This is a genomic window from Kitasatospora sp. NPDC048286, from assembly GCF_043201735.1.
GTDB lineage: Bacteria > Actinomycetota > Actinomycetes > Streptomycetales > Streptomycetaceae > Kitasatospora.
The window spans coordinates 24,275-39,639 of the sequence record NZ_JBICZE010000012.1; the positions used below are offsets into that span (position 1 = coordinate 24,275).

Here is a 15,365-nt window from a genome sequence, read left to right on the forward strand (position 1 = left end):
ACGGCATGACCCACCGGCGTTGGTTCACCCCCTGGCTGCTCGCCGGGCCCGCGATGGTCTGGCTGGCCGTCTTCAACCTCTGGCCGGCCGTCAACACGGTGATCCTCTCCTTCACCGACGCCAAGCCCATCGGCGGCGGGCAGTTCACCGGCCTGGAGAACTACGGCCGGCTGCTGGACGACGAGCAGCTCGCCGACGCCCTGCTGAACAGCATCGTGTTCATGCTGGTCTGCCTGCCCCTGCTGACCGTCCTGCCGCTGCTGCTCGCCCTGCTCGTGCAGCGCAGGATCCCCGGCATCACCTTCTTCCGCACCGCCTTCTACACCCCGGTGATCGCCTCCGCCGTCGTGGTCGCCCTGATCTGGGGCTGGGTGCTGGACGACCGCGGCCTGGTCAACGGCCTGCTGCGGCAGACCGGGCTCGCCGACTCCCCGGTCCCGTTCCTGACCGACCGCTGGCTGCTGCTGTTCAGCGCGATCGCCCTGACCGTCTGGAAGGGCCTCGGCTACTACATGGTCATCTACCTCTCCGCCCTCGCCAACGTCCCGCGCGAGCTGCACGAGGCGGCGGCCGTGGACGGCGCGGGCCCGCTGCACCGGTTCTGGCACGTCACCCTGCCCGGGGTGCGCCCGACCATGGTCCTGGTCTCCGCGCTGATCTCGGTGAGCTCGCTGCGCGTGTTCTCCGAGCTGTACGTGCTCTCCAACGGCCAGGGCGGGCCCGGCGGGCGGGACATGTCGGTGGTGATGCTGATCCAGATGTACAGCCGCGGCTTCAACGGCCACCTGGGCTACGCCTCGGCGCTCAGCCTGCTGCTGTTCGTCGTCACCCTCGGCCCGATGCTGTTCCTGATGCGGCTGAACCGGAAGGCGGCCTGACCCGTGACCACCGTCCACACGTCGAACGAGACCCCCGCGAAGCCCTCGGGGAACGCCGGGAACGCCGGGAACTCCAAGCCCGCCCGGGGCTTCAACACCCCCTCCACCGCCGTGACCGCCGCCCGCTACCTGCTCCTGGCCCTGGTCCTGCTGCTGGTCATCGGCCCCTTCCTGTGGCAGCTGTCCACCTCCCTCAAGGGCCCCGCCGAGGACGTCTACACCCGTACCCCGAGCTTCCTGCCCGACCAGCCCACCCTGGGCAACTACGGCAAGGTCGCCGAGGTCATCCCGGTGTGGACCTACGCGCTCAACTCGGTGATCGTCGCCGCGGTCTGCATCGCCGGCAACGTGGTCGGCTGCACGCTGGCCGGCTACGCGCTCGCCCGGCTGCGCTTCCGCGGCGCCAAGCTCGTCCTCGGCCTCTTCCTCGCCACCCTGATCCTGCCCGGCGAGGTCACCATCGTCTCCCAGTACGTGCTGGTGCGCAGCCTCGGCCTGGCAGACAGCCTGCTCGGCGTCGCCCTGCCCGGCTCGATCGCGATGCTCAACGTGCTGCTGATGCGCACCGCGTTCGCCGCCGTCCCGGCCGAGCTGGACCAGGCCGCGCTGGTGGACGGCGCCGACGTCTGGCAGCGGCTGTGGCACATCGGCCTGCCGAACGTGCGCGGCATGCTCAGCGTGATCGTGATCTTCACCTTCATCGGCGCCTGGGACGACTTCCTGTGGCCGCTGATCGTGCTCAACGACCCGCAGAAGTACACCCTCACCGTCGGTCTCCAGTACCTCAACGGCACCTTCTCCGCCAACCCGCGGCTGATCGCGGCCGGCACCATGATCGCCTTCCTGCCGATCGTCGTGGTGTTCGGCGTCTGCCAGCGCTTCTTCTTCAAGGGCGTCAAGGAGGGGGCCGTCAAGGGATAGCCCGTCCGGGGACAGTCCACCGTCCGTACGCCCCACACTCGTTGAGGAAGCCATCCGATGACCACCGCTCCCCGCTTCGGTGTCAACTACACCCCCAGCGCCGGCTGGTTCCACCACTGGCTCGACTTCGACCTCGACGCCGTGCGCGCCGACCTCGACTCCATCGCCGCCCTCGGCCTGGACCACGTCCGGGTGTTCCCGCTCTGGCCGGTCTTCCAGCCCAACCGCACGCTGATCCGCCCGCGCGCCGTCGAGCAACTCACGGCCCTGGTGGACGCGGCCGGCGAGCGCGGGCTGGACGTCGCGGTGGACGGCCTGCAGGGCCACCTGTCCAGCTTCGACTTCCTCCCCTCCTGGACCCGGACCTGGCACCGGCGCAACCTCTTCACCGACCCGGAGGTGCTCGACGGCCAGGCCGCCTACCTGCGCGCCCTGGCCGGGGCGCTGCGCGAACGGCCCAACTTCCTCGGGATGACGCTCGGCAACGAGATCAACCAGTTCTCCGGCGCCCCGCACCCCGACCCGGACCGGGCCACCCCCGCCGAGGCGGAGGCCTGGCTGCGCCGGATGCTCGACGCCTGCGAGCGGGGCGCCCCCGGCCGACTGCACCTGCACGCCTCCTACGACGCGGCCTGGTACCTGGACGGGCACCCCTTCACGCCCTGGCACTCGGCCCGGATCGGCGCCGCGACCGCCGTGCACTCCTGGGTGTTCAACGGCACCGCCCAGCGCTACGGCGCCCACTCGACCGCCACCACGCAGCACGCCGCGTACCTGGTCGAGTTGTCCAAGGCCTGGGCGGACGACCCGGCCCGCCCGGTCTGGCTGCAGGAGGTCGGCGCGCCCGCCCCGCACATCACGGCCGAGGACGCGGCGCGCTTCACCGGTGCCACCGTGGCGGCCGCGCTGGACTGCCCGGACCTGTGGGGCGTCACCTGGTGGTGCTCGCACGACGTGGACCGCTCGCTCGCCGACTTCCCCGAACTGGAGTACAGCCTCGGCCTGTTGACCACCGACCGGACGGTCAAGCCGGCCGGCGCCCGGCTCGCCGAGGCTGCCGCCGAGGCCCGCCGGTCCTGGCAGGCGCCGAAGCCGCGCAGCACCGCCGTGGTGGTCGCCACCGGCGACGAGGTCACCTCGCCCCGCCGCTCGGTCTGCGGCCCCGGCGGCCCGGTGTACGAGGCGTTCATGCGCCTCGCCGAGGACGGCGCCCGCCCGACCGCGGTGCTCGCCGAACGCGCCGAGGACCACGCCCACCTCGCCGCGCGTGGCATCACCGAGGTGGTGCACCCCGCCGACGTACGTTCGCTCTAGCCCGTTCCCCCTTCAGCCACGCGACGCCGGCCACCCCGTCCCCTGCCACGCACCCTCAGCCACGCGACCCCAGCCACCCCGTCCCCTGCCACGCAACCCCAGCCACGCAACGGAGCCCGCTGACATGCACGATGACCGCACCCTGGTCGAGTCCCGCCTCAAGCGCGTCCTGGACGAGCGCATCCGTCCGGCCGTGTACCCCGAGTCCGTCCCGTTGGAGGTCGGCATCTGGACGGCACCCGGCGAGCCCGTCCCGGTCGCCGAGGGCCTCGCCGCCCCGCGCACCCCGATCGCGGTGGGCGACGCCTGGGGCGCGCCCTGGGGCACCAGCTGGATCACCGTGACCGGCACCGTCCCCGAGGCCTGGGCCGGACGCACCGTCGAGGCGCTGATCGACCTCGGCTTCGACGCCAACATGCCCGGCTTCCAGTGCGAGGGCCTGGTCTACCGCCCCGACGGCTCCCCGGTGAAGGGCCTCAACCCGCAGAACCAGTGGGTGCGGATCGCCGCGCCGGCGGCCGGCGGCGAGCAGGTGCTGCTGCACGTCGAGGCCGCCTCCAACCCGGTCATCCTGGACTACCACCCCTTCCTGCCCACCGAGTTGGGCGACCGGGAGACGGCCGGCGACCGGCCGCAGTACAAGCTGGCCCGGATGGACCTCGCCGTCTTCGACGAGACGGTCTGGCAGCTGGTGATGGACCTGGAGGTGCTCGGCGAGCTGATGGCCGAACTGCCGGTGGAGGGCCCCCGCCGCTGGGAGATCCTGCGCGCGGTCGAGCGCTGCCTCGACGCGATCGACCTCCAGGACGTCAACTCCACCGCTGCCGCCGCCCGTTCGCAGCTCGAAGGGGTACTGGCCGCGCCCGCCGTGCCGTCCGCGCACCGGATCAGCGCGATCGGCCACGCCCACATCGACTCGGCCTGGCTCTGGCCGCTGCGCGAGACCGTCCGCAAGGTGGCTCGCACCACCGCCAACATGACCGCGCTGCTGGAGGACGAGCCGGAGTTCCGCTACACCATGTCCCAGGCTCAGCAGTTCGCCTGGATCAAGGAGCACCGCCCCGAGGTGTACGCCCGGGTCCGGAAGGCGGTGGCCGAGGGCCGGTTCGTCCCGGCCGGCGGCATGTGGGTCGAGTCCGACACCAACATGCCGAGCTCGGAGGCGATGGCCCGGCAGTTCGTGCACGGCAAGCGGTTCTTCCTGGACGAGTTCGGGGTGGAGAACCACGAGGCCTGGTTGCCGGACACCTTCGGCTTCACCGGCGGCCTGCCGCAGATCATCCGCAACGCGGGCTCCAAGTGGCTGCTGACCCAGAAGATCTCGTGGAGCCAGGTGAACCGGTTCCCGCACCACACCTTCCTCTGGGAGGGCATCGACGGCACCCGGATCTTCACCCACTTCCCGCCGGTGGACACCTACAACTGCTCGATGAAGGGCAGCGAGATCGCCCATGCGGCGAGGAACTTCAAGGACAAGGGCGTCGCCCGGCACTCGCTCGCCCCGACCGGCTGGGGCGACGGCGGCGGCGGCACCACGCGCGAGATGGTCGCCAAGGCGGCCCGGATGAAGGACCTGGAGGGCTCGGCCACCGTCCGCTGGGAGAACCCCGCCGAGTTCTTCGCCAAGGCCGAGGCCGAGTACCCGAACCCGCCGGTCTGGGTCGGCGAGCTCTACCTGGAGCTGCACCGCGCCACCCTGACCAGCCAGGCGAGGACAAAGCAGGGCAACCGGCGCAGCGAGAACCTGCTGCGCGAGGCCGAACTCTGGTGCACCACCGCCGCGTTGCGCACCGGAGCGGCGTACCCGTACGAGCAGCTCGACCGGATCTGGAAGACCGTCCTGCTGCACCAGTTCCACGACATCCTGCCGGGCTCGTCCATCGCCTGGGTGCACCGCGAGGCCGAGGCGACGTACGCGGCGCTGGCCGGGGAGCTGGAGGGCCTGATCGGCGCGGCCCAGCGGGCGCTGGCCGGGGCGGCCGCCGGCGGGCGCGAGCTGGTGTTCAACGCGGCGCCGCACACCCGCTCGGCGGTGCCGGCCGGCGGGGCCGCCGCCGTCGTCATGCCGGGCGGCACCTGCGAGGCGGTCGAGCGCTCCGGGGGCGGCTTCACGCTGCGCAACGGCCTGCTGGAGGTCGTCGTGGACGCGGACGGCCTGATCGCCTCGGTGGTCGAGCTCGCGACCGGCCGGGAGACCGTCGCCCCCGGCAGCCGGGCCAACCTGCTCCAGCTGCACCCCGACTTCCCCAACATGTGGGACGCCTGGGACGTGGACCAGTTCTACCGCAACACCGTCACCGACCTGACCGGCACCGACTCGCTCACCGCCTCCTCGTCCCCCGCCGGGGCCTCGGTGCGGATCGCCCGTTCCTTCGGCTCCTCCACCGTCGTCCAGACCCTCACCCTGCGGGCCGGCGAGCAGCGGCTGGACATCGACACCGAGGTCGACTGGCACGAGACCGAGAAGTTCCTCAAGGCCGCGTTCCCGCTGGACGTCCACACCGAGCGCTACGCCGCCGAGACCCAGTTCGGCCACCTCCACCGGCCCACCCACACCAACACCAGCTGGGACGCCGCCAAGTTCGAGGCCTGCAACCACCGCTTCGTCCACTTCGAGGAGCCCGGCTGGGGCGTCGCCCTGGTCACCGCCTCCACCTACGGCCACGACGTCACCCGCACGGTGCGCGCCGAGGACGGCGGGACCACCACCACGGTCCGCTTCTCGCTGCTGCGCGCCCCGCGCTTCCCCGACCCGAAGACCGACCAGGGCCTGCACCGCTTCCGGCACGCCCTGGTGCCGGGCGCGGCGATCGGCGACGCCGTCCGCGAGGGCTACCGGATCGGCCTGCCCGAGCGAACGGTCACCGGCAGTGCGGAGCGGGTCGCGCCGCTGGTGGAGCTGGACAACGACGCCCTGGTGGTGAGCGCCGTCAAGCTCGCCGACGACCGCAGCGGGGACCTGGTCGTCCGGGTCTACGAGGCGGGCGGCGGCCGCGCCCGGGGCCGGCTGACCACCTCCTTCCCGCTGGCCGACGCCGTGCCCTGCGACCTGCTGGAACGGCCCTGGGACGGCACCCGAGGCGAGGTCGCGTTCGAGGACGGCGCGGTGCGGCTCGCGCTGCGCCCGTTCGAGCTGGTGACCCTGCGCCTGCGGGCGACTGCCTAACCCTTACGCTGTTCGGCGCCCTTACGATGTTCGGCCCTCTTACGCTGTTCGGCGCCTCGGCCCCGTGGCCGGGGCGCCGCCCCCGACCGATCTGGAGCCCGCCGTGCCCGTCACCCCGCTGTTCGCCGCCCTCGACATCGGCGGCACCAAGATCGCCGGGGCGCTGGTCGACGCCGACGGGCGGCTGCGGCACCGGCTCCAGCTGCCCACCCCGGCCACCGAGCCGGGCGCGGCCGTGCTCGCCGTGGTGCACCAGGTGCTGGAACGGCTCGCCGGGACGGCCGACTGGGCCGCCGTGACGGCCGTCGGGATCGGCAGCGCCGGCCCGGTCGACCTCGCCGGCGGCACCGTCAGCCCGGTCAACATCCCCGGCTGGCGCGGCTTCCCGCTGGTCGAGGCGGTCGCCGCGCACCCGGCGGTGGCGGCGCACCCGGCGGCGGCCGCCCGCGCCCTGCCCGTCCGGCTCGCCGGGGACGGCGTGGCGATGGCCGCCGCCGAGCACTGGCGGGGCGCGGCCCGGGGCGCCGACAACGCGCTCTGCCTGGTGGTGTCCACCGGCGTCGGCGCCGGACTGGTGCTCGACGGCGTGGTGCGGCCCGGCCCCAGCGGCAACGCCGGCCACCTCGGCCACATCACGGTCGACCTGGACGGCGAGCCATGCCCGTGCGGCTCCCGCGGCTGCCTGGAGGGCCTCGCCAGCGGCACCGCGATCGCCCGCCGGGCCCTCGCCGAGGGCTGGCGGCCCGCGGACGGCGACCGGACGGCCCGCGCCGTCGCCGTCTCCGCCGCCGCGGGTGACCGCATCGCGCTGGCCTCCTTCGACCGCGCCGCCCAGGCGCTGGCCGCCGGGATCGCCGCCACGGCCGCCCTGGTGGACCTCTCCCGGGTCGTCGTCGGCGGCGGGGTGGCCGCCGCCGGGGACGTGCTGTTCGCCCCGCTCTCCCGACACCTGGACCGCTACGCCGCCCTCTCGTACATCCGCGGCCTGGACGTGCGCCGCGCCGAACTCGGCACCGACGCCGGGCTGATCGGCGCCGCCGCGCTCTGCCGCTGAGCCCGCCCGGAGCCGCCCCATGCCGCCGTCCCCGCTGCCGCCCTTCGCCCTCCTGCGCAACCCCGTCCGCCGCTACGCCTGGGGTTCGCCCACCGCCATCCCCGCGCTCATCGGCACCGCGCCCGACGGCACCCCGCAGGCCGAACTCTGGCTGGGCGCCCACCCGTCGGCGCCGTCGCTGCTCGTCACCGGCGACGGCAACAACGGCGACGGCAACGGCGATGTCCCGCGGCCGCTGAACGAGCTGATCGACGCCGACCCGGACGGCCTCCTCGGACCGGACACCGTACGGCGGTTCGGCCCGGCGCTGCCGTTCCTGTTCAAGGTGCTGGCCGCCGACCGGGCCCTCTCCCTCCAGGTCCACCCCACCCGCGCCCAGGCCGAGGCCGGCTACGCCGCGGAGCAGGCCAGGGGGATCCCGCTGGACGCGCCGGAGCGGGTGTTCAAGGACCGCGGGCACAAGCCCGAACTCATCTGCGCCCTCGGCGACTTCGAGGCGCTGTTCGGCTTCCGACCGGCCGTCGCCACCGCCCGGCTGCTGGACGCCCTCGGCGTGCTCCCGTCCTGGGCCGCCGCCCTGCGCACCCGGCCCGCCGAGGCCGTGCTGCCCGAGCTGCTGCGCACCGGGTTGAACGCCGACGCCGCCGAACTGGCCGCCGTCACCGGGGCCTTGCGGCGCGCCGCCGCAACCGGCGGACCGTACGGCGCGAGCTGCGCCGCGTACGCCCGCCTCGCCGAGGAGTACCCCGGCGACCGCGGGCTGCTCGCCGCGCTGCCGCTCAACCACGTCCGGCTCGGCGCCGGGCAGGCCCTGTACCTGGACGCCGGGATGCCGCACGCCTATCTGCGGGGCGTGGGCGTGGAGTTGATGGCCGAGTCGGACAACGTGCTGCGCTGCGGGCTCACCGCCAAGCACGTCGACGTGGACGGCCTGCTGGCGGTCACGTCGTTCCGCACCGGGGAGCCCGAGGTGCTCGTACCGCGCCCGACGGGGCGCGACGGCGAGGAGGCTTTCGCCTCACCCGCCGAGGAGTTCGGTCTCTTCCGACTGCGCCCCGGCGCCACCACCGTCCGCGTCGACCTCACCACCCCGCAGATCCTGCTCTGCGTCTCCGGGCGGGCCCGGCTGCGGGCACCCGGCGGCGCCGAACTCCCGCTCCCGGCGGGCGCGTCGGCCTATCTCCGCCCGGGCGCCGGGCCGGTCGAGCTGACCGGCCCGGGCGCGGAGCTGTTCCGGGCCACCACGGGGTAGCTGCCGGCGCGGGGCGGGCCTGCCCGGCGCTCAGGCCGGTGCCGGGTGGCCGAACAGCAGGTCGTAGCCGTCCGGGAGTTGCTCGATCACCCGGTCCAGCAGCTCCCCGGGGACCAGGTCGGCGACGGTGCTGAGCACGGCCCCGATGTCCCACTGCGCCGTCGCCGGGGTCGCGCCGTCGATCCACCCCACCACGGCCTGCACGAAGCGTTCGGCGGTCAGCGGCTCGGACGCGGGCGCGGCGTCGCGCAGCAGCGGGGCGTAGGTGACGGGCAGCGCGTCGGCGAGTTCGACCCGCTCGGACCCCACCAGGTGCTCGCCGAGCAGGGCCAGCACGACCCGGGCGGCGTGATCCGCCTCGGCCTGGCTCCGGTACTCACCGCGCTCCACCACGCGGGCGAGGAAGTCCTCCCAGGAGATGGTCATTGCATCCTCCTTCCGGTCGGCGGCGCCGGCCGGCCCGACGGCGGCCCGCTCGCCCTGGACCAGCAGGGAGGTCGCAGCCCGTGACCACCGTGGAACGTACCGGTGCCCGTGCTGCTCAGCGTAACTCGCCCCGGCGCCCGCGGAAGCGGCCGGCCGTCAAGGAACCGTACGGACGCCCCCGAGACCGGGGGGCCGGCCGGGCGGGATCGCCGCCGCCGGGCCCGGGCGGCGGTTCACCGCACCGAGGCGTGGCACCGCCTGCGCGGTCGGCGCGACGGCACCGCGGCGGCGGCCGCACCGACCGGAACCCGCTGCGCCGGCGGCGTCGCGGCCACCCCGGCCGTGCCCACCGCCGTGCCCACCGCCGCGGCCGTCACGGCCGTGGCCACCACCGTGGTGGTGCTCACCGCCGTGGCCGCGGTCACCGTGGTGGCCGCCAGGGCCGCCTGGGCGCGGGCCGCGTCCGCCATGAACGCCGAGAGAAAGCTCCGCTCGGCCGGGCTCAGCGCCCGTGAGCGGCCGGAATCGCGGTCCCGGGCGACCACCACCGTCCGTGCCCGCATAAAGGTGATCCGGTCCCGGCAGACATTCACCTCGACCTGCACGGAACTCCGTCCGAGCCGTTCCACGGTGAGCCGCACCGACAACGGCTCGGGCCGGTGGTGCAACTGCTCCAGGTAGTCGATCTCGTGCCTGGCGATAATGAATCCGGACGGGAACAGCGATTCCCGTACGGCGGTTTCGTGGTGGCTGAACAGGTCGTAAATCCCCTCCTGGACGTAGCCGACCAGACGCGCGTTGTTGATGTGCCCGTTCTCGTCGACGTCGCTCCACCGGGTGGGGCAGGACAGCACGTGCACGCCCGGTTGCACCGCGCTCACTGCCGGGTCAGCCCGGCACCGGCGGGGAGCAGCGCGCGCTGCAACCTGGCGTAGTAGCCGGAGTGTTCGGCCGCCATCCGGGCCGCGGTCCACCCCTCCTCGGCCGCCTCGGCCGCCGCCTGGACGACCAGGCTGTCCAGCACCCCGTCGACCGCGCGGCAGAGGTCGTGAACGGCCGCGAGCCGCTCGGTCACGTCCGCCCCGCTCCCCGCGTTCCGGGACGGGAAGGCTGCCAGTGATTCCATCGCGAGCTGAAGGTCGTCAACTCCGTCCGGCCGGTTTTCCGCAGGGAAATTCCGCATGATTTTCTCCATGACTCATTCGGCCGTTACGGCCCGGTAGCTAGCGTTCGATTACACCGGATCGGTGTCGACCCCCCGACCCCACGACGCTATCCCAGCCGACCGGGGTCGACTGATGGTTTGCGGACCGCGACGGGAAACTGACCACCATCGGAGTAGTTTGTCGGTGTACACAATATGCCCCATCAGTCGAATGCCGTCCGCAATTCGGGTGGAATTTCCGACGCGCGCCCCAGGATGGACTCCCCGGACTCCGAAGTCTGCTACCAGCCACTCCACCACCTCGCCTTGTACAGGTGCGCGCCGCGCAGCGACCGCGTGCCCTCGGGCCGGTGCAGGGTGATCACCGAGGTGCACCAGTCGCACGGAACCTCGTGCTCGGGCGCCACGGTGAGCAACCGGCCGGTGCCCGGCTCGTCGCCGACGCTCTTGAGGTCCCGCTCGGCGGCCGGATCGGCCAGGTGCACGGCGGTGAAGCGGCCGGTGGCCGGGTCGTAGCGCCACAGGCCGTCCGAGGTGGTTACCCAGAACCCCCCGGGAGCCGCCAGGACGGCGGCCAGGTCGTGCCCCCCGCTCCCCGGCAGGGGGCTGCTCCGCACGGCGTCGAGCGTCGGCGCGGCCGGGGTGCCGCCGACCCGCAGCGCGGTCAGTGCCGTGTCGCCGAGCGCCCAGAGCAGGCCGGTCCGGCCGTCCCAGTGCACCCCGTGCGCGCCCGGCAGCGGGAACTGCGCGTACGCCGCGGCCCGCGGGCCCTGCGAGGCCGCGTACAGCCGCACCCAGCCGCCCGAACTCGCGGCCACGGCCACGTTGCCGTCCGGCAGCAGCTCGATGCTGTGCGGGTTGACGGCCGTCCCCAGGTCCGCCGCCCAGTGGACCCGGCCGGTGGTGGTCTCCACGACGGCGGCGAGCCCTCCGGAGGCGGTCGTCAGCAGGTAGCGCCGCCCGTGCCGGACGCGGGACTTCGCCTCGTCCGGGTTGGTCCAGCTGCGCGCGGGCGTCAGATCCGCCAACTCCGCTGCCCGGTCGGCACTCCAGCCCCAGACCACCGGCAGCCGGTCCGGCCCGCGATAGGCCATCAGCTCCTCGGCGCTCTGCAACACCAGCACGCTGCGCGAGGCCTGGTCCACCACCGCCACCTGCCGACCCGGCGACCCGGCCCACGCGCCGGCCGTCGGCGCGCAGAGCAGCAGGGCGACCGCGAGGGCCGGCGGTGTTCTCCTCAGCACGCCTTCACCGTCGTTGCTGCCGGGCGAATCCGCTCGGCGGCACGACCGAATGGACCATCGATGCGCGGTGGTGGATCGTGCGGAGCCGTCGGCGGATCCACCTCGTTCACTGTCATCCGCACATCGTGGCGGGACGGCCCCACCGGCGGTCGGCGCAACGCGGTACGGGCACGTCGGGACGTCAACCCGGCGTTCCGGAGCCGCTCGTTCGGCGTCCGAAGGCTCAGCGCACCCGAAGGCTCAACGCGTCCGAAGGCTCAGCACGCCCAACGGCTCAACGCATCCAAGGGCTCAACACGCCCGAAGGCTCAGCGCCCGGCGACGACGTCCGCGACCCGGGCGATCGGCGAGGTGGTGGCCCGGCCGGCCGCCTCCTGCCGGTCGGCGGCGTGGTACGCGGCGTACATCGCGTGCACGCCGAGCCAGCGCAGCGGCTCCGGCTCCCAGCGCCGCACGGTGTGGCCGACCCAGGGCAGCCGGGTCAGCTCGGTGTCCCGGTCGAGCACCAGGTCCCGCAGGGTGCGGCCGGCCAGGTTGGTGGTGGTCACCCCGCTGCCGACGTACCCGCCCGCCCAGCCGAGCCCGCTCACCCGGTCCAGCTCGACGGTGGCGCACCAGTCCCTGGGGACGCCGAGCACGCCCGCCCAGGCGTGGTCGATCCGCGCGTGCGCGGCGTCCGGGAAGAAGCTGTCGAGGATCCGGCGGAGCTGGCGCACCGTCTCCACCTGGGTGCTGCCGTCCGAGTCCGTGCGCGAGCCGAACCGGTACGGCACGCCCCGCCCGCCGAGCGCGATCCGGTCGTCGGCGGTGCGCTGGGCGTACATGTAGGCGTGGGCGAAGTCGCCCAGCACCTGGCGGCCCTGCCAGCCGGTCTCCGCCCAGAACTCGGCGGGCAGCGGCTCGGTGGCGACCATCGCGGAGTTCATCGGCAGCCAGGTGCGCTTCTCGCCGCGCAGCCCGGCCGTGAACCCCTCGGTGGCGCGCAGCACTTGGTCGGCGGTGACGGTGCCGTGCGGCGTGACGGCGCGGGGCTTGCGGTGGCCGTCGCCGGGCAGGATCGCGGTGACGGTCGTCCCCTCGTACACGTCGACGCCCAACTCGCGTACGGTGCGGGCGAGTCCGCGGGCGAGCTTCGCGGGCTGGATGCGGGCGCCGTACCGGGTCCAGCAGCCGCCGATGGTGCCGGCGACATCGATCCGGTCTCGTGTCTCCTTCTCGCCGAGCAGCTCGAACCGGCCCTCGCCGTAGGCCCGCTCGCCCTCGACGTGCTCGCGCAGGCGCTCCAACTGGGGCTTGCTGCGGGCTACTTCGAGGACGCCGCCGCGGACGATGTCCGCCTCGATCCCCTCGGCCGCGGCGACGTCGACGACCTCCCCGACCGCCGCGTCCATCATCCGCTGCATCGCCGCCGCACGCTGCCGCCCGTACCGCTTGGCGAACGCGCCGCGCCCCGCGAAGCCGTTGTACAGCCAGCCGCCGTTGCGCCCGGAGGCGCCGTAGCCGCAGAAGCGCTGTTCGAGGACGGCGATCCGCAGGGAGGGGTCGGCCTTCTTCAGGTAGTAGGCCGTCCAGAGACCGGTGTACCCGCCGCCGACGATGCACACGTCGACGTCCCGGCCCCCCGGCAGGGCGGGCCCCTCCTCGGGCACCCCGTCCGCCGCGTACCAGAACGACACCTCGCCGTTGACCGCCGCCACCGGAAACCTCCCACACCCTCGCTGACCTGCCCGGACGCTACCTCCGGCGGGCCGCTGCGGGCCACCCCTCACAGTGCAAGGATCGCCGGCCCCGATCAGCCACCCTGTCAGTCCCGCAGCAGCTCCAGCGCCCGCGTCCAGCTGTACGAGCCCGGCACGAAGTCCGCGATCCGCACCCCCGTCCGCCGCAGCTTCGCCAGGCTCTCCTCGTACGCCGGATGGGCCGCCTGGGCCGCGCTCAGGCAGGGCTGCACGGCGACGGGGATGCCCCAGCCGTACGACTCGCAGAGGATGCCGAGGGCGAGGGTGTCGGAGATGCCCAGCGCCCACTTGTTGATCGAGTTGAAGGTGGCGGGCGAGACGACGATCGCGTCCGGGTCCGGCAGAGGACGCGGCTCTCCGGACCTGCGCCAGGCCGAGCGGATCGGATACCCGGTCTGCGCGGTGATCGCCTCGGCGTCGATGAACGCCATGGCGTTCGGAGTCGCCACCACCCCCACGTCCCACCCCTGCCGCTGAGCCGCGGTGATCAACTCCCCGACCCCGCCCACGACCCCCGCCGCACAGACCACGACGTACAGCACCGGCTTCTCGGCCATCCCGGCAATCCCCTCTGGTCACCGCCGCCCCACTACCGGGTCGGCAGGAACCACCTTCCCAAACCGCTCCCCCGCCGCACCCCCGCGCCCCCGCCCCGTGGGCCTCAGGTGCGGATCCGGACGGGCGGGGCGACGGAGGGCGGGGAGCAGCGGGAGGTGGTGGCGCAGACGGTGAGCGGTCTCTGGTGGGGGCCGTCGAGGACCTGGACGGACCAGAGCACGGGGTAGCTGCCCCCGCAGACGGCGCAGTTGGGGCGGGGCGGAGCCGTGGGCATCGGGGGCACGACGGGCGGCGGCGGGGTCGGCGGCATCGGCGGGGTGAGCGGGGGCGGGGGCGGGGTGAGCGGGGGCGGGGGCGCGGGGTCCCAGGCGGGGAGGTCCGGGGCGAGGGCCCGGAAGTCGTGGCCGCATTCGGAGCAGGTGTCCAGGACGGCCTCGGTGCGCATGTCGCCGCAGCTCGGACAGAAGGTCACCGGCTGTTCGTCGGCGACGGTGCTCTCGCAGCGCACGCAGACGAAGTCGGGGTCGATCCTGGACCGTTGGAAGATCGCCCCGAAGATCAGGAAGGGGTTGGGGTCGCCGTCCTTCTCGTACGTCGTCTGCAGCACCGAGGCGATGGTCCTGAGGCGGTTCTTCCGCTGCCGCAGCCGTTTGAGGTCGAGGTTGACGACCTTGGTCTGCCGGCAGGCCCGGCAGGTGCAGAGGGTGCGGACGGGCAGGCGCGAGCGGATGCCGAACTGGCGGTGCAGGAACTCGAAGGCCGGGCGGTCCGCCTCGGCGACCGCCACCTCCACCGAACCGAACCCACCCGAGCTGAGGCGGCCCTCCACCATGGCCGCCAACCGCGCGACGTCGGCGGCCAGTTGCTCCGGTACGCCCTCCGGCCGGCTGCCGATCATCACCGGGATCGCCAGCAGGGTGCGGGCGGTGGCCATGTCCATCGCGAGGTAGCCGGCCGGAGAGCGGAAGACGATGCGCTCGATACCCTCCCACAGCGCCGGGCCGGTGGAGCGGCGCCCGCCGGAGAGCCGCTCGTTGACGCGGGCGGCGACCCCGCCGACCAGGCGCTGGCCCGTCTCGTGGTGCCGGGCCAGCGTGTCGGCCCGGGGCGCGCGGGCCCACCAGCGGGGCTGGGGGAAGCCGGCCGCCGGGTCGAGGCCGGTGAGTGCCCGGTCCAGGGCGGACAGCGTCTGCTGGAAGGCGGCCACGTACGGGTCCTGCACGCCCAGTGCGATCACCGAGACGGCCCGGTCGGTCAGGTGCAGGGACACCGAGGTGTGCACGCCGTCGGCGGGCGCGAGGTGGAGGCGGGCCGCGAGCGGCACCTGGTCGGGCAGGAGCATCGCCGAGCGGACGGCGGAGCCGCGCCGGGCCTCGACCACGGTGGCCATCTCCGAGGTGATCTGGAAGCCGAGCGAGCGCAGCACGTCCACGGCGGCGACCCGGACGCGTCCGGTGTCGGCCTGGACGCGGCGCTCGGCGTCGAGCGTGATCGATGCCAAGGTTCCTCCGGAGCAAGGGAATCGGGGAGCGGGAGCGGGGAGCGAAAGCGGGACGCGGGACGTTCTCAGCGCGCAACCGTAGCGAATCCGCCCCGCCGCCGTGGTCGTGATGCGGACACTGCCCGGTCCGGCGGGGATGACTGTCTC

The 15,365-nt window shown here is 73.8% G+C and carries 13 protein-coding genes; 6 read left to right on the plus strand and 7 right to left on the minus strand.

Features of this window, described 5'->3' with window-relative positions:
- The first annotated feature begins 5 nt into the window (after positions 1-5).
- The 6 genes from ACGF13_RS27095 (at position 6) to manA (ending at position 8,585) form a co-directional block, all read left to right on the plus strand.
- Positions 6-878: a carbohydrate ABC transporter permease gene (locus ACGF13_RS27095; RefSeq protein ID WP_392879736.1), complete on the plus strand. Its 873-nt coding sequence runs from the start codon at positions 6-8 to the stop codon at positions 876-878.
- 3 nt (positions 879-881) lie between these two features.
- Positions 882-1,799: a carbohydrate ABC transporter permease gene (locus ACGF13_RS27100; RefSeq protein ID WP_392879738.1), complete on the plus strand. Its 918-nt coding sequence runs from the start codon at positions 882-884 to the stop codon at positions 1,797-1,799.
- Between the two features lie 57 nt (positions 1,800-1,856).
- Entirely contained in the window at positions 1,857-3,113 is a 1,257-nt protein-coding gene (locus ACGF13_RS27105) for a glycosyl hydrolase (protein WP_392879742.1), read from the plus strand.
- A gap of 124 nt (positions 3,114-3,237) precedes the next feature.
- Complete coding sequence (locus ACGF13_RS27110) at positions 3,238-6,279, plus strand: alpha-mannosidase (RefSeq protein WP_392879744.1); 3,042 nt, start codon at positions 3,238-3,240, stop codon at positions 6,277-6,279.
- 103 nt (positions 6,280-6,382) lie between these two features.
- A complete protein-coding gene (locus ACGF13_RS27115; protein ID WP_392879747.1) occupies positions 6,383-7,333 on the plus strand; it encodes an ROK family protein in 951 nt (316 codons plus the stop codon).
- Between the two features lie 19 nt (positions 7,334-7,352).
- Complete coding sequence (manA, locus tag ACGF13_RS27120) at positions 7,353-8,585, plus strand: mannose-6-phosphate isomerase, class I (protein ID WP_392879750.1); 1,233 nt, start codon at positions 7,353-7,355, stop codon at positions 8,583-8,585.
- A gap of 30 nt (positions 8,586-8,615) precedes the next feature.
- On the opposite strand, the gene ACGF13_RS27125 is transcribed toward manA, so the two are convergent.
- From ACGF13_RS27125 to ACGF13_RS27155, 7 genes are all read right to left on the minus strand, one after another.
- Positions 8,616-9,011: a DUF2267 domain-containing protein gene (locus tag ACGF13_RS27125; RefSeq protein WP_392879752.1), complete on the minus strand. Its 396-nt coding sequence runs from the start codon at positions 9,009-9,011 to the stop codon at positions 8,616-8,618.
- 233 nt (positions 9,012-9,244) lie between these two features.
- The gene (locus ACGF13_RS27130) at positions 9,245-9,892 is read right to left on the minus strand and encodes an acyl-CoA thioesterase (protein ID WP_392879755.1); all 648 of its coding nucleotides are present in this window, start codon (positions 9,890-9,892) and stop codon (positions 9,245-9,247) included.
- Positions 9,889-10,086: a hypothetical protein gene (locus tag ACGF13_RS27135; RefSeq protein ID WP_392879757.1), complete on the minus strand. Its 198-nt coding sequence runs from the start codon at positions 10,084-10,086 to the stop codon at positions 9,889-9,891. The genes ACGF13_RS27130 and ACGF13_RS27135 overlap by 4 nt, the downstream gene beginning before the upstream one ends.
- Positions 10,087-10,457: 371 nt before the next feature.
- Positions 10,458-11,420, minus strand: a complete 963-nt coding sequence (locus ACGF13_RS27140; RefSeq protein WP_392879759.1) for a DUF6528 family protein — start codon at positions 11,418-11,420, stop codon at positions 10,458-10,460.
- A 308-nt stretch (positions 11,421-11,728) separates the two neighbouring features.
- Positions 11,729-13,117, minus strand: coding sequence for an NAD(P)/FAD-dependent oxidoreductase (locus ACGF13_RS27145; protein ID WP_392879762.1), 1,389 nt, complete (start codon positions 13,115-13,117; stop codon positions 11,729-11,731).
- Positions 13,118-13,224: 107 nt separating this feature from the next.
- Positions 13,225-13,716: a flavoprotein gene (locus ACGF13_RS27150; RefSeq protein ID WP_392879764.1), complete on the minus strand. Its 492-nt coding sequence runs from the start codon at positions 13,714-13,716 to the stop codon at positions 13,225-13,227.
- A gap of 104 nt (positions 13,717-13,820) precedes the next feature.
- Positions 13,821-15,218, minus strand: a complete 1,398-nt coding sequence (locus tag ACGF13_RS27155) for a hypothetical protein (RefSeq protein ID WP_392879766.1) — start codon at positions 15,216-15,218, stop codon at positions 13,821-13,823.
- Positions 15,219-15,365: the final 147 nt, after the last annotated feature.